The organism is Bradyrhizobium ivorense, from assembly GCF_900696085.1.
Classification (GTDB): Bacteria; Pseudomonadota; Alphaproteobacteria; order Rhizobiales; family Xanthobacteraceae; genus Bradyrhizobium; species Bradyrhizobium ivorense.
Window position 1 is genome coordinate 18,359 of sequence record NZ_CAADFC020000024.1, and the last position, 14,486, is coordinate 32,844.

Annotated in this window: 11 protein-coding genes; 5 read left to right on the plus strand and 6 right to left on the minus strand. The window is 65.4% G+C overall.

Going from position 1 to position 14,486, the window contains the following annotated elements:
- Window positions 1-41: 41 nt before the first annotated feature.
- Window positions 42-1,862, minus strand: a complete 1,821-nt coding sequence (locus CI41S_RS29805) for a serine hydrolase (RefSeq protein ID WP_139862780.1) — start codon at window positions 1,860-1,862, stop codon at window positions 42-44.
- A gap of 424 nt (window positions 1,863-2,286) precedes the next feature.
- On the opposite strand from CI41S_RS29805, the gene CI41S_RS29810 reads away from it, so the two are divergent.
- On the plus strand, window positions 2,287-2,631 hold the full coding sequence (locus CI41S_RS29810) for a phasin family protein (protein ID WP_139862781.1): 345 nt from the start codon (window positions 2,287-2,289) through the stop codon (window positions 2,629-2,631).
- A 78-nt stretch (window positions 2,632-2,709) separates the two neighbouring features.
- On the opposite strand, the gene CI41S_RS29815 is transcribed toward CI41S_RS29810, so the two are convergent.
- A complete protein-coding gene (locus CI41S_RS29815) occupies window positions 2,710-4,065 on the minus strand; it encodes a TadE/TadG family type IV pilus assembly protein (RefSeq protein ID WP_347339275.1) in 1,356 nt (451 codons plus the stop codon).
- Window positions 4,066-4,642: 577 nt separating this feature from the next.
- Here CI41S_RS29815 and clpS point away from each other — a divergent pair.
- Complete coding sequence (clpS, locus tag CI41S_RS29820) at window positions 4,643-4,975, plus strand: ATP-dependent Clp protease adapter ClpS (RefSeq protein ID WP_172626966.1); 333 nt, start codon at window positions 4,643-4,645, stop codon at window positions 4,973-4,975.
- Between the two features lie 290 nt (window positions 4,976-5,265).
- The gene (gene clpA / locus CI41S_RS29825) at window positions 5,266-7,668 is read left to right on the plus strand and encodes an ATP-dependent Clp protease ATP-binding subunit ClpA (RefSeq protein ID WP_139862783.1); all 2,403 of its coding nucleotides are present in this window, start codon (window positions 5,266-5,268) and stop codon (window positions 7,666-7,668) included.
- A 90-nt stretch (window positions 7,669-7,758) separates the two neighbouring features.
- Here clpA and CI41S_RS29830 read toward each other — a convergent pair whose 3' ends face one another.
- The 3 genes from CI41S_RS29830 to CI41S_RS29840 all read right to left on the minus strand — a co-directional run bounded on the left by CI41S_RS29830 (window position 7,759) and on the right by CI41S_RS29840 (window position 10,975).
- On the minus strand, window positions 7,759-9,180 hold the full coding sequence (locus CI41S_RS29830) for an MFS transporter (protein ID WP_139862784.1): 1,422 nt from the start codon (window positions 9,178-9,180) through the stop codon (window positions 7,759-7,761).
- A 332-nt stretch (window positions 9,181-9,512) separates the two neighbouring features.
- Complete coding sequence (locus CI41S_RS29835; protein ID WP_139484184.1) at window positions 9,513-9,866, minus strand: PilZ domain-containing protein; 354 nt, start codon at window positions 9,864-9,866, stop codon at window positions 9,513-9,515.
- A gap of 152 nt (window positions 9,867-10,018) precedes the next feature.
- Window positions 10,019-10,975 (minus strand): AraC-like ligand-binding domain-containing protein, encoded by a 957-nt coding sequence (locus CI41S_RS29840; protein WP_139862785.1) that lies wholly within the window; start codon window positions 10,973-10,975, stop codon window positions 10,019-10,021.
- A gap of 199 nt (window positions 10,976-11,174) precedes the next feature.
- Here CI41S_RS29840 and CI41S_RS29845 point away from each other — a divergent pair, with 199 nt between their 5' ends.
- Complete coding sequence (locus CI41S_RS29845; RefSeq protein ID WP_139862786.1) at window positions 11,175-12,191, plus strand: carbon-nitrogen hydrolase family protein; 1,017 nt, start codon at window positions 11,175-11,177, stop codon at window positions 12,189-12,191.
- Window positions 12,192-12,203: 12 nt separating this feature from the next.
- On the plus strand, window positions 12,204-13,253 hold the full coding sequence (locus CI41S_RS29850) for a phenylacetaldoxime dehydratase family protein (RefSeq protein ID WP_139862787.1): 1,050 nt from the start codon (window positions 12,204-12,206) through the stop codon (window positions 13,251-13,253).
- A gap of 273 nt (window positions 13,254-13,526) precedes the next feature.
- Here the strand turns inward: CI41S_RS29850 and CI41S_RS29855 are convergent, their stop codons facing one another.
- Complete coding sequence (locus tag CI41S_RS29855) at window positions 13,527-14,456, minus strand: glycine/sarcosine/betaine reductase selenoprotein B family protein (protein ID WP_139862788.1); 930 nt, start codon at window positions 14,454-14,456, stop codon at window positions 13,527-13,529.
- Window positions 14,457-14,486 lie beyond the last annotated feature (30 nt).

A 14,486-nucleotide genomic window follows, 5' to 3' on the forward strand; every position in this document is an offset into this window, starting at 1 on the left:
GCCTTGTGAGTGTCCTTGCGAACTTCAGACGATGTGATCGATCAGTTGCGAACGGTGATGCAGGAGATATCGGCGCGCTTCAGCGTCCGGCACACCGCTTCGGCCTGGTCGCGCTCGAGGCCGGCGAAGCGGGCCCGATAGAGCTTGCGATTGTCCTTGGCGACCACCTCGGTGAACGGATCGGCCTTGCTGAGCATGCCGCGGGCCGAATTGCGGGCGAGGTCGATGCGCTGCTTGGCTTCGCTCTCGGACTCCAGCGCGCCGACCTGGATGATCCAGCCGGTATGCGCGACGGCCGCAACAGGCTTGACCGCGCTGTTCTGCGGGGCGGGCTGGCTGCGGGCGGGTTCGATCGCGGCCATGGTCTGCGGCGCGGCCGGTGCAGGCGCCTGCACGTGCGAGGCCGGCAGCACGCCGAGGATGCCGTTGCCGGTGCCGAAATTCGCCGGCTGCGGCGGCATCTCGGGCCGTGAGGTCTCGGCGGCCCGCGCCATCACCGCGGTCGAGGTTTCAGCGACTTCGGCGCGCGCCTGAACCGTGCTGGTGACCGGCGGCGCCGACTGTGCCGGGCCGGCGGCGGCGAGCTTGATCTGGCCGGCCTTGACCTGCACCGTCTTCACCTTCACCGGCTTCATCGGTTCGGCCGAACCCGGGATCGCGGCAATCGGCTGGGTCTGGATCACGCCTGAGGTCAGCGGCGCCGGCTCGGGCTTGGCTTCGGACTTGGCTTCGAACTTGGCTTCGAATTTGGCCTGCGGCTCGGGCTTGGCAGGGAGCGGCGGCAGGGCTGCGGCCGCGGCGGCCATCAGCGACGGCTTGGCCGGGCGCTGCGGTTGCACCGCGGCGGCCGCTGCAGGCTCGGAAGCCGCGGTCACGCTCTCGGCCGCGCGCGGGGTATCGTCATCGGCGACCTCGATCTTGGCGTCGGCCGGATTGCGCTCGGTGATCGCGGCGACGGTGCGGGTGGTCGCGCCCTTGCCGACGTTCTCGGCGAGCAGGTTGCGCATGATGGCGTCGCGGGAGCCGCCGCTGCGGCCGCCCAGCACCACGCCGACCAGGAAGCGATTGCCCCGGTGCATCGAGGTCACGAGGTTGAAGCCGGAGGCGCGGGTGTAGCCGGTCTTGATGCCGTCGACGCCCTCGACGCTGCCGAGCAGGCGATTGTGACCGGTGATGGTGCGGCCGCGGAAATTGAACGCCGTGGTCGAGAAGTAGCGATAATAGCGCGGGAAGCGATCTTGGATCGCGCGGCCGAGCACCGACTGGTCGCGCGCCGTCGTGATCTGCTCGTCGTTCGGCAGGCCGGAGGCGTTGCGATAGACCGTCCGGCTCATGCCGAGCGCGCGCGCCTTGCGGGTCATCATGCGGGCGAAGTCGTCCTCGCTGCCGCCGATCGCCTCGGCGATCACGACCGCGGCGTCGTTGGCCGAGCGGGTGACGAGGCCCTTGATGGCGTCCTCGACTCGGATGGTCTGGCCGGGCCGCAGGCCGAGCTTGGTCGGATCCTGATCGGAGGCGTGCTCGGACACCGGCATCTCGGTGTCGAGCTTCATCTTGCCGGAGTCGAGACGCTCGAACAGCAGATAGAGCGTCATGATCTTGGTCAGGGAGGCGGGGTGGCGCAGGCCGTCCGGGCTTGTCGCCGTCAGCACCGAGCCGGAATTGCCGTCGACGATGATCGAGGCGAACCGCGGGTTCTCGGTTTCGCGCGCGACCTGGGTGTGATGGTGCCGGGCATAGTGGCGGTGCCGGCGGCGCGCCTCGGCGCTGTCGCTGGTGATCAGGATCGCCGTCGTGATGGTCACGAGCCCCAGAACGCCAACTCGCAGCGCCCGCGAGGAAGCCAAGGTTGTACGAAGCATCTACTTCCCCGTCCCAATTTCTATCTAGATCACCGGTCCGTGAGGCGAAATTGTGCCCGGCGGCCGCCGATCCTTGCCTGCGCAACAATCCACTCTTGGGCAGAACCTTTGGCCCCGGTGGCAGCGCAGGTCGCTGTTCTAGCTAAGGTGTTGTTCACAAACAGCTTTTCATGGCTGCCCGTCGGAAGGCGAACAAAGTCCGGGAATCAGGTTAGGCGGGCCGAGTTTCCAAAAGATTAAGCAACCGTTGCGTAGTCCTCCGGGGTTTATCGCAAACGCGAAGGATTCGGCCAACAGATTGTGCGTCGCACAATATTTCTTGACCTCATTGTGCGATGCGATATCTTAATCGTGTTTGGGGGGCCGGGAGCTTCCCGGCAATGGGAGTTGCATTTTCGAGTCTGGGAACAAGGAACCCCTAAACATGGTCAAGATCGAAGACATTCAGAACTACGGCAAAGAGCATCTGGAATCGGTTGCGGCGTCTACCAGCAACCTGCAGAGCGGCGTTCAGGCGATTGCCGCCGCCTATGGCGACTACGCCAAGAAGTCCTACGAGGACACCAAGTCGTTCGTCGAGAAGCTGTCGGGCGTGAAGTCGCTGGACAAGGCGGTCGAGGCGCAGACCGAGTACCTGCGCACCGCCTACGAGACCTTCGTTGCGGAATCGCAGAAGATCGCCGGCCTCTACAGCGACTGCGCCAAGCAGACCTTCAAGCCCTATGAGGGCCTGGTCGCCAAGATCGTGCCGGCGACGACCTCGCACTAAATATCATCGACGCCACGCGCGCCGATCGCAAAACAAAAGCCCGGCCTGACGGCCGGGCTTTTTCGTGCGCCGCGGGGCTTATTTCGAAACGCGTAGCTGGGTCAGCTGGGTGCCGATGGTGGTGAACACCGAGGCCACCTGGTTGGACGCCGTGACCAGGAAGAACTTGTCGGACGAACTCGCGCAGTATTGCAGCACTTCCGAGGTCGGGTCGCCCGGCGAGCCGGTATTCACCTGGATGGTGTAGATCGTATAGGCCGACTTGCCGGTCCTGGGGTCGATCACCGCCTTGATGTTGTCGCACAACAGCTTCTGCCGCGCATCGATCTGGCCGAGGAACTGGTTCTGGCCATCGCCATAGGCCGGCCAGCGGTCCTGGGTGTTGAGGCCGTCGGACAGCAGGATAATGGCCCTCGTATAGGTGTAGTTGGAGTCCTCGGCCGGCGCGTTCAGCGGCGCGCCGGTCTGCAGCGACTGCCAGGCCCAGGCGAGTCCGATCGGCTGGTTGGTGCCGCCGGTGGGCTGCATCGCATTGATCATGGTCTTGATCGACGTCCAGTCATTGCTCAGCGACTTGATCGGCTGCAGGAACGGGCTGTTGCCCGGTTTGCAGTAGTATTCGCTGTTCGAATAGTACTCTTCGGCCGGGAACAGCGTCGCGACGTTGGTCGCCACCGGCGTCGTGCTCTGGGCGTCGTAGGGCTGGGTACGGTCGGTGACGCAACCGGTCCATTTCGAATGGTCGGGCGTCCAGGTCTTGCCGTTGCTTTCGCAGCGGCTCTTTTTCGTATAGCTGGAATCGCTGCAGGTGCCGTAGGTGTTGCCCGGGCTGCTGTTCTCCCAGTCGGTCCAGTCGATCCAGCTCTGACTGTAGTTGCTGGCGCCGACGTTGACGTCCTTGGCGAAGGGGACGACCGAGATGTAGACGTCGCCGGAGTTCTTGTTGAGCGCGCTGAGCTGATCGACCAGGTTCGAGGCCGCGGTCCGCAGCGCGGCGATCTTGCCGTCGGAAGCCATCGATCCGGTGTTGTCGAGCGCCATCGCGACCCGCATCTTGTTGATGCCCCAGGTCGAGGTCGAACTGGTGCCGAAATTGACGCTCGGGTAGCCCGCGAGCTTCAGGAAATCGGTGTTGACGGCGCCGGAACCGTTGACCTTGATCGTCGCCGCGTTGGGGCCGGTGGCGGCGGTATAGACCGCGTTGACGCTGACCGATTTGGCGTCGGTGTTGGTGTAGAGCGCGTTGAAATAGGCCTGCGCCTTGGTGTTGATGTCCGCGACGGCGATGACACCGCTGCTGAGGTCCTTGGCGACCATCAGCGCGGTGGAATCCAGCGCCGCCTGCATCGAGGAGCGGGCGCTGTTGGCGCGGGAATAGTCGATCGCGACGCCGATGAAGCTGATCAGCGGCACGGCGGTCAGCGCGAAAATCACCGCGACATTTCCGTTACGTGCAGCGGAAAACCGGCGGGCGGCCCGGCGTGTCCGACTGAAAATGGCTGAACCAAGCATTGGTGTGCTCTCATCAAATTTTTCGCTGGTGCGCCATATCGGCGCGAGCGGCTAAACAGATGATGAATCCGGTCGGGGAAACCCCGTCCGCGGCGCCCGGCATGTGTCGGAAAGCGTGCAAATGTCGGCATTATCCTCAACGCGGGTTAAACCCGGCGCCCGGACTCCTTTGTCAAACCGGCCAGAAATGATTAACCTTAGGCCGATTGCCGCGACGGAATCGGCGGGCCGGAAGCCGGGGCGAGGGGTGCTTTCCCCGCTTGCGACGGGCCGCCGTCGCCTCCATATTGAGGAAGCCGACCCAGCCGCTGGGTCGGGACCGGGAGCGGCAATCTGGAAAGCGTTGCTGGAAGTTCCGTGATGGCCGGCTGACGGCAAATCGCGAAGCCGCCCGATACGCTATCCGGTTTCCCACTGGAATTCGAACGCTTGAGCCATGTTGCGATCCACGTCCATAGTCCCTTCGTCGTCGGCGCCGCCCGCGGCGTCCGCCGCCAGAATGAGCAATGACGAACCCCGCAATGGCGGGACCGGCGGTCCCTCGACCTCCGTCATTACCAAGGTCAAGCCGAAGACCAAGCGCCCGAACCTGTATCGCGTCCTGATCCTGAACGACGACTACACGCCGATGGAGTTCGTCGTTCACGTGCTGGAGAAATTCTTCAACAAGGACGCCGAGGCGGCGACCAAGATCATGCTCCATGTCCACCACCACGGGATCGGTGAGTGCGGGGTCTTCACCTACGAGATCGCCGAGACCAAGGTGACCCAGGTGATGGATTTCGCGCGCAAGCACCAGCATCCGCTGCAATGCGTGATGGAAAAGAAATAGTTCGCAGGTAGCTTTCATGGGTTACCTTGACGCGGGTAACCGTCGATCCGCCGCCCAGGGAGGCGGAACGGGTCTTGCATCGTGATTTGTGACATCGCGAGCGGCGTTCCGTATCAGCACGGAGTGTGGTTGCACGACACCGTGGCGCCGGAATTTTAGAGGAAAACCAACGCGTCGGGACCGGGCTTTTGCCACGATCCATCGTAACTATATCACAGGGGATCACGAACGTTGCTGTTGCCTGACCCGGCAATGGCGATCATGATGGCCGGGGGCCATAGAGGACGCGAATGCCTACTTTTTCCCAAAGCCTGGAACAATCCCTGCATCGCGCATTGGCGATCGCAAACGAGCGTCATCATCAATACGCGACGCTCGAGCATCTTCTGCTCTCGCTGATCGATGACTCGGATGCGGCGGCGGTGATGCGGGCCTGCAGCGTCGATCTCGACAAGCTGAGAACCAGCCTCGTCAACTATCTCGAGACCGAATTCGAAAACCTGGTGACCGACGGCGCCGACGACGCCAAGCCGACCGCCGGGTTCCAGCGCGTGATCCAGCGCGCGGTAATCCATGTCCAGTCGTCCGGTCGCGAGGAAGTGACCGGCGCCAACGTGCTGATCGCGATCTTCGCCGAGCGCGAGAGCCATGCCGCGTATTTCCTGCAGGAGCAGGACATGACGCGCTACGACGCGGTCAACTACATCAGCCATGGCATCGCCAAGCGGCCCGGCGTCTCCGAGGCGCGGCCGGTGCGCGGCGTCGACGAGGAGACCGAGACCAAGGGCAACGAGGACGCCAAGAAGAAGGGCGAGGCGCTCGAGACCTATTGCGTCAACCTCAACAAGAAGGCGCGCGACGGCAAGATCGACCCGGTGATCGGCCGCAACGCCGAGATCAACCGCGCGATCCAGGTGCTGTGCCGCCGCCAGAAGAACAACCCGCTGTTCGTCGGCGAAGCCGGCGTCGGCAAGACCGCGATCGCCGAAGGCCTCGCCAAGCGCATCGTCGACAGCGACGTGCCGGAAGTGCTGGCGGCCGCCACCGTGTTCTCGCTCGACATGGGCACGCTGCTGGCGGGCACCCGCTACCGCGGCGATTTCGAGGAGCGGTTGAAGCAGGTGCTGAAGGAGCTGGAGGCGCATCCGAACGCCATCCTGTTCATCGACGAGATCCACACCGTGATCGGGGCCGGGGCCACCTCCGGCGGTGCGATGGACGCGTCCAATTTGCTGAAGCCGGCGCTGGCTTCGGGCACGATCCGCTGCATGGGCTCGACCACCTACAAGGAATACCGTCAGCACTTCGAGAAGGACCGCGCGCTGGTGCGGCGCTTCCAGAAGATCGACGTCAACGAGCCGACGGTGGAAGATGCTATCGCGATCCTCAAGGGCCTCAAGCCGTATTTCGAGGATTATCATCGGCTGAAATACACCAATGAGGCGATCGAGGCTGCGGTGCAGCTGTCCTCGCGCTACATCCACGACCGCAAGCTGCCCGACAAGGCGATCGACGTGATCGACGAATCCGGTGCGGCGCAGATGCTGGTCGCCGAGAACAAGCGCAAGAAGACGATCGGCATCAAGGAGATCGAAACCACGATCGCGACCATGGCGCGGATCCCGCCGAAGAGCGTGTCGAAGGACGACGCCGAGGTGCTCAAGCATCTCGAGCAGACGCTGAAGCGCACGGTGTTCGGTCAGGACAAGGCAATCGAGGCGCTGGCTGCGTCGATCAAGTTGTCGCGGGCCGGCCTGCGCGAGCCGGAAAAGCCGATCGGCTCGTATCTGTTCTCGGGCCCCACCGGCGTCGGCAAGACCGAGGTCGCAAAGCAGCTGGCAGCCTCGCTTGGCGTCGAGCTGTTGCGCTTCGACATGTCCGAATACATGGAGCGGCACACCGTGTCGCGTCTGATCGGCGCGCCTCCCGGCTATGTCGGCTTCGACCAGGGCGGCCTGCTCACCGATGGCGTGGACCAGCATCCGCATTGCGTGGTGCTGCTCGACGAAATCGAGAAGGCGCATCCGGATCTCTACAACGTGCTGCTGCAGATCATGGATCATGGACGGCTCACCGACCACAATGGCAAGCAGGTCAACTTCCGCAACGTGATCCTGATCATGACCACGAATGCGGGCGCCGCCGACCTCGCGCGGCAGGCCTTCGGCTTCACCCGCGCGAAGCGGGAAGGCGACGATCACGAGGCGATCAACCGGCAGTTCGCGCCGGAATTCCGCAACCGTCTGGACGCGATCGTCTCATTCGCGCACCTCAATGCCGACGTCATCGGCATGGTCGTCGAGAAGTTCGTGCTGCAGCTCGAGGCGCAACTCGCCGATCGCGACGTCACGATCGAGCTGTCCGAGCCCGCCAAGGCCTGGCTGATCGAGCACGGCTATGACGAGCAGATGGGCGCGCGTCCGATGGCGCGCATCATCCAGGAGCACATCAAGAAGCCGCTGGCGGACGAGGTGCTGTTCGGCCAGCTCAAGGGTGGCGGCCACGTCCGCGTCATCCTGGTCAAGGACGAGGCCACCGCGAAGGACAAGATCGGCTTTGAGTTCGTCGAGGGGCCGGTCACGCCGAAGCAGGAAAGCCTGCCGCCGCGCAAGCGCAAGCCGCCCAAGTCGGGCGGAGGCGGTGGCGGCGGCACCAAGGCGCCGCCGTCGCGCGGGCCGCTGGTCAAGGTCTGAGGCGTTTAGCGAACCATCAAGTGAAAAGGCCGGCTCAACAGCCGGCCTTTTTGTTTGTGGCAGGAGGCCCGTGCGATGCGGATCGAGGTCTCACTCGCCCTTCAGCCGCTGGCTCTCATGAACCCGGACCTGCTCGGCGCCGCGGCTGCCCGCCGATGACAGCCGCAGCATGCTGAGCATGGCGCCGATGAGCGCAAAGCCGACGCCGACCATCAGCGAGATCCTTGTTCCGTCCGCCGGATAGCGGGCCAGCAGCAGGGCCACCAGCGCCGCGCCGAGGGTCTGTCCGAGCAAGCGGGCGGTGCCCAGCATGCCGCTGGCGCCGCCCGAGCGCTCGCGCGGGGCGGCGGCGATCATGGTGCGGTTGTTGGGGGTCTGGAACAGGCCGAAGCCGGCGCCGGCGAGCGCCATGCGCCAGATCACGTCGATCGGCGTGGCGTCGGCCGGCATCAACGCCAATGTCCCCAATCCCATTGCGAACAGCAGCAGGCCGATGCCGCCGAGCAGGCCGGCCGGATAGCGCTCGACCAGCCAGCCCGCCAGCGGCGCCGCGCACGCCACCGCGATCGGCCAAGGCGTGATCAGGAGGCCGATCTGCACCGCCGAATAGCCAAAGTGGTTTTCGAGGTAGAACGGCATCGCGACAAAGGCCAGCATCTGGCCGCAGAACGAGGCGATCGAGGTGCCGATCGACAGCGCGAAGATCGGAATCGAGAGCAGGTCGACCGGCAGCAGCGGCGATGGCAAATGCCGCTGCCGGCGGTACAGCAGATGCGATGCGACCGCGGCCACGGCAAACTCGAACGCGCACAGATACAGCGCCTCGCCATGGCCGGCGCTGTCGATCGCGCTTATGCCGAAACCGAATGCGATGGCGCTCAGGCCGGCGCTGCGCCAGTCGAAGGCGTGAACGGCGGGCCTGGTGTGCGGCAGATAGCGCCAGCCCAGCGCCAGCGTCACGATGCCGAGCGGGACATTGATGGCGAACAGATACGGCCAGGTCCCGACCGCCAGGATGAACGAGGCGACGGTGGGACCGACCGCGGCCGAGATCGCGACCACCAGCGCGTTGATGCCAATGCCGCGGCCGAGCTGGGCACCCGGATAGATGAAGCGGATCAGCGCGGTGTTGACGCTCAAGATTCCGGCGGCGCCAAATCCCTGCAGCACGCGCGCCACCGTCAGCAGCGGCAGCGTATGCGCCAGCGCGCAGAACAGCGAGGCCAGCGTGAACAGCAGCAGCCCCGCCAGATAGACCCGGCGATAGCCGATGATCTCGCCGAGCGAGGCCAGCGGCAGCAGCGAGACGGTGATCGCCAGCTGATAGCCATTGACGATCCAGATCGAAAACGCCGGACTGGCGTCGAGGCTGCGGGCAATCGTCGGCAGCGCGACGTTGGCGATCGAGCCGTCGATGACGGCCATCACGAGGCCTAGCGCAATGGTCAGAATGGCCCAGTTGCGTTGCGGCTGCGGCAGGCCGTCGGCGTGCTCGATCGGTGGCGGGGACATGATGAAGGCGAGGGTGATTGGAGCCGTGATTGGTCCCCGGCTTAGGAAATTGCAGGAACGACCGCAAGCCGGGTGATGTGGATGATGTCGGGGGCGGGCGAGGACCGGAGAATAGGCGTGCGCATTCTGCCTTGGGCACGGACGCGCGGCTGTCAGTCCCGTCATCCTGAGGTGCGAGCCTTGCAGCGCGATTGCGCTGCTGGGCGAGCCTCGAAGGATGCACGGCCACCAGCCGGGCCGATTCATCCTTCGAGGCTCGCCGAAGAGGCTCGCGCCTCAGAATGACGGGGATGGAGCGGGCAGGAACGTCGTTCGATGCGAGCGGGCAGCCGTCAGCCCTGGCCGAGCAGCTCCCGGATTCGCCGCTGTAGCTGGCGCTTTTTGATCTCGCTGCGGCGCAGCCGCTCGTCGAGGTCGCTGACCGGGGTGTCGGAGGTCATGATGCGGAAGGCGAGCCCGACCTTGTTGGCCTGGCGCCAGATCAGCCGCGCGAGATACGACCGGCCCTTGCGTGCGACCGTGAGCTTCATCTCCTCAGGCACGCGCTCCGCCGCGCCGAATTCCACGCAGGCGCCGTGCTCGTTGATGTTGCGCACCACGCAATCCATCGTCGAGCCGCGTTCGTTAATCTCGGCGACGCCGCCATAGAGCACCTTGTCGCGCACGCCCTGGCGCCGGTCCTGCATCTCAAATCCTCCAAATGAACGACCGGACTGTAACCTCCTACCGCACGAAAAGAAGGTCGGCGGCGCAATCTGTTGCAGTTAACGTAAATTGTTCGCGGCCGCGATGGTCCGGATTCCGCGGCAGTTTTTGCGCTGCAAAGGCGCTAGGAAGATCAGTTCGGCAGCCGGCTGTGCCGCCAGTCGCGCGGCGACAGGCCGTAATGTTCGCGGAACACGCGGCCGAAATGCGAGAGATCGTTAAAGCCCCAGGCGAAGGCGATCTCGCTGATATGGCGGTGGGCATGGGCCGGCGAGGCGAGGTCGCGGTTGCAGCGCTCCAGCCGCTGCGCCAGCACGAAGCGCTGGAACGAGGTGCCTTCGTCGGCGAACAGGCTGCTGGCGTAGCGCGGCGAGATGCCGAGCGCGGCGGCGGTCTCGGTGAGGCCGAGATCGGGGTTTTGCAGATGCGCCAGCACATGCGCCTTCAGCCGGTAGAGCAGCGCCGAGCGGTGGGTCGAGGCCGGCAGCGCGGCGCTGCCGAGCCGCTCGCTCATCGCCATCGCCAGCAGGTCGGCCGCCTGGTCGGACAGCCGGATCGCATCGTCTGGATCGAGCCTGTCGGCGACCTCGGCAAGCCCGCTGATGAACTGGTAGGCGAGCCGCTGCACCGGGCTGTCTGACGTGAACACGGTCGCGGTGAGGCCCTGCGTACCGGCAAAGCGCCGGTGCAGCATCTCGCGGGGCACCTGGAAGATGGTCTGGGTGAAGTCGGCGTTGAAGCGCAGCTCATAGGGCCGGGTGGTGTCGTAGAACGCGAATTCGCCGGGGTGGATCACGGTCTCGCGGCCGTCCTGCAGCACGGCACCTGAGCCGTGCCGGCCGAGCGCGAACAGGACAAAATCCTCGCTGGCGCGCGCGATCCGCGACGGCGTGCGCAGCACGCGCTGCTGGCCTGAGGACACCGTCGAACATTTCGCCGGGCCGAGCTGCGATGAGGTGATCGCGCCGTGAAAGGCGCTGCCGAGGTCGGACTTGCAGTCGAGCTGCACGAAGACATCGCAGACGATGTCCTGCCAGAGCGCGAGGCGCCGGTGGGTGGGCGCGTCTTGCGTGGTGAACAGGGCCGGCATGATTTCCTCCCTTCCTTCACGGGGTCAGCGCTGGCCACACCAACAAAGCAAGCTCCGTACCGTGGATCATCGCCGCCGCAGTCGACTTTTCCTTCCGTCCTGGTCGAGCGGCGATCCCGGTTCCGGGGCAGCATGATGTCAGAGGCCGGCAGGGCCGATCAAGTGCGAACCGGCAGGAATGCCGCGGCGGGAGGACGTCATGGGCATCGAACATCCGAAATATCGCGTTGCGGTGGTGCAGGCGGCGCCGGCCTTTCTCGACCTCGACGCCTCGATCGGCAAATGCATCGCCCTGATCGAGGAGGCCGCCGCCAAGGGCGCAAAACTGATCGCATTCCCGGAGGCCTTCATCCCCGGCTATCCCTGGTATATCTGGCTGGACTCGCCGGCCTGGGCGATCGGGCGCGGTTTTGTGCAGCGCTATTTCGACAATTCGCTGGCCTATGACAGCCCGGAGGCGGAGCGGCTGCGGCTGGCGGTGAAGAAGGCCGGCATGACCGCCGTGCTCGGCCTGTCCGAGCGCGACGGCGGCAGCCTCTACCTCGCGCAATGGCTGATCGGGCCCGACGGCGAGACCATTGCGAAACGGCGCAAGCTGCGGCCGACCCATGCCGAGCGCACCGTCTATGGCGAGGGCGACGGCAGCGACCTTGCGGTGCACGACCGCCCCGGCATCGGCCGGCTCGGCGCGCTGTGCTGCTGGGAGCACCTGCAGCCGTTGTCGAAATACGCGATGTACGCCCAGAACGAACAGGTGCATGTCGCGGCCTGGCCGAGCTTTTCGCTGTACGATCCGTTCGCGCCGGCGCTCGGCTGGGAGGTCAACAATGCGGCCTCGCGGGTCTACGCAGTGGAAGGCTCGTGTTTCGTGCTGGCGCCCTGCGCCACGGTCTCGCAGGCGATGGTCGATGAGCTCTGCGACCGCGACGACAAGCACGCGCTGCTGCATGTCGGCGGCGGCCATGCCGCGATCTACGGGCCGGACGGCAGCGCGATCGCCGAGAAGCTGCCGCCGGAGCAGGAGGGCCTGCTGCTCGCCGATATCGATCTCGGCGCAATCGGCGTTGCCAAGAACGCGGCCGATCCGGCCGGGCATTATTCGCGGCCCGACGTCACGCGGCTGCTGTTGAACAAGAAGCCGTCGAAGCGGGTCGAGCATTTTGCGCTGCCGCTCGACAATCTGCCGGGCGAAGAGATTCAGGCGGCTGCAAGCTGAGGGAGGCGTCTCATGGAATCCGCCATTCCCTCACATCTGCAGACGGCACGGTCCCGGCACCGGCGCGTGCCCGACGATTACGCGCCGCCATATCCATCCTTCGTGGCGCGGCACAAGCCCGCGGTGACGCGCGTGATCATGGCCTATTTCGGTGTGCAGTATCACGGCGAGCCGACGGCCGCTGTCGCCGAGGCGCTGGCGCAGATCGCCGCGCGCTTTGCCGGCGACAACGGCCCCTCGCATTGGGACCGCGCGCACTATGTCGATCAGGCCGGATTCACCAACGTGGTGTCGGTTTCCTATTGGGACGATGCCGCGCGGTTCGATGCCTGGTTCGACGGGGCGCGCGAGACGTGGACCGGCGGCACTCCGGCTGATGGCATCGGCCGCTTCATCGAGGTACTGCGGCCAGACGTTGCGCGCTACGAGACGCTGTTCTCGTCGCCCGACCGCGCCGAGGGCGTCGCGGTTCTCGCCGATGCCATGAGCGGCGAGGTGCAGGAGCACGCCTATTGGGGCGGCATGCGCGACCGCATCCCGCTGTCGCAGACCGATGCGATGGCACCTCGCGGCGAGCCGCGCGCGGTCAGGGACGGCGCACGCATCCGCGTCGTCGCGCATGACAATCTCTGCCTGATCCGCTCCGGCCAGGACTGGAGCGACACCGAGGCCGCGGAACGCAAGATGTATCTCGACGACGTCGAGCCGGTGTTGCGCGAAGGCATGGACTTTCTGCGCGACGACGGCGTCGCGATCGGCTGCTACGCCAACCGCTACATGCAGGTCGTCGACGGCGCGGGACGGCCGACCGAAAAGTCCTACGGGCAGAGCTGGTGGAAGAGCCTCGCGGCACTGGAACGCTGGGCGGAATCGCATCCGACCCATGTCAAAATCTTCGGCGCGGCGATGAAGTATCTGATGACGCTGGGGCCGAGTGCGAAGCTGCGACTCTATCACGAGGTCACGGTCGCCGCCGCGGACGAGCAGTTCTTCGAGTATCTCGGCTGCCATGACCGGACCGGGATGCTCGGCGCGGTCCCGCTCACCGTGGACAGTGCGTAGGGTGGGTTAGCGAAGCGTAACCCACCATTGCCATTGTCGTGATATGAGGCCGGCGGGTTACGCCTTCGGCTAACTCGCCCTACGATTCTGGCACTCTTGCCCCGCTTGTCGTCCCCCGGCTTGACCGGGGCGACCCAGTACGCCGCGGCTTCTCCGTCACTCACTGGTGTCTCTGGAATACTGGATCGCCCGGTCCATGTGCGCAATTGCGCACAGGCCGGGCGATGACACCGTGAGTTGGGCGACCGATGCTGTCTAACGCTCAGCTTTACGTCACGCGACGCGCAGACCCTTGGCGATTTCCTTCTGCGCGTCGAACTCGCGGCGCAGCCGCGCCAGCTCGTCGGCGCTGAGCGCGTCGGCATTACTGTAGTCGCGCTTCCAGGCATGGTCCGCGCTCCAGCGCAGCGGCGACTGCACGGTGGTTTGCGGGCCGGGCGCCGTCTCCAGCACGCGCAGCGCCAGCTCCAGCGTGAGCGCCTGCGAGGCCGTGTCATGCGGCCTGCCCGCGGAGTTGCCGAGCGGGAAATCCGAGAACAGGAAGCGCGGCACCGCGGCGTGTTCGACGATGTCCTTGGCGCAGCCCATCACCACGGTCGGGATGCCGTTTGCCTCGAGATGCCGCGCCACCAGGCTGACGGTCTGGTGGCAGACCGGGCAGTTCGGCACCAGCACCGCGGCATCGACCGCGTCAGTGCGGCAGCGATTGAGGATTTCGGGCGCGTCGGTGTCGATGGTGACGCGGTGGCTGCGGTTGGTCGGCGCGCCGAAGAAGCGCGGCGCGACCTCGCCGATCTTGCCCTCGTCGGCGAGCCGCTTGAGCTGTGCCAGCGGGAACCAGGTGCCGCTGTCGGTGGCCGAGGTGTGGGTGCGGTCATAAGCGATATGGGAAATCCGCAAATCATGCGGCTGCGAGGTGTCGCTGTCATAGACCGCGTAGAATTTGGCGCCGCCGTTGTATTTCGCGCCGGGGCCCTGATCGCCCTTGGCCGGATCGAACGGGGCCGCCGTCGTGATGATGGCGATGCGGGACTGGCTCAGCGGCTTGTTGAGGGGCTGGAACGGCGCGGACGCGTAATGCGCCCAGCGGTAGGGCGTGGTGTAGCCGATCGCCGCGTAATAATCGCGGGTCCGCTTCATATAGCCAATGGGAGCGTCATCGTCGGGGGCAAAGCCGAGGTGATCGTCCGAGGCTGCAGCCATGTTGCGCTCCCTTTTGCGCGCCATCTTTGT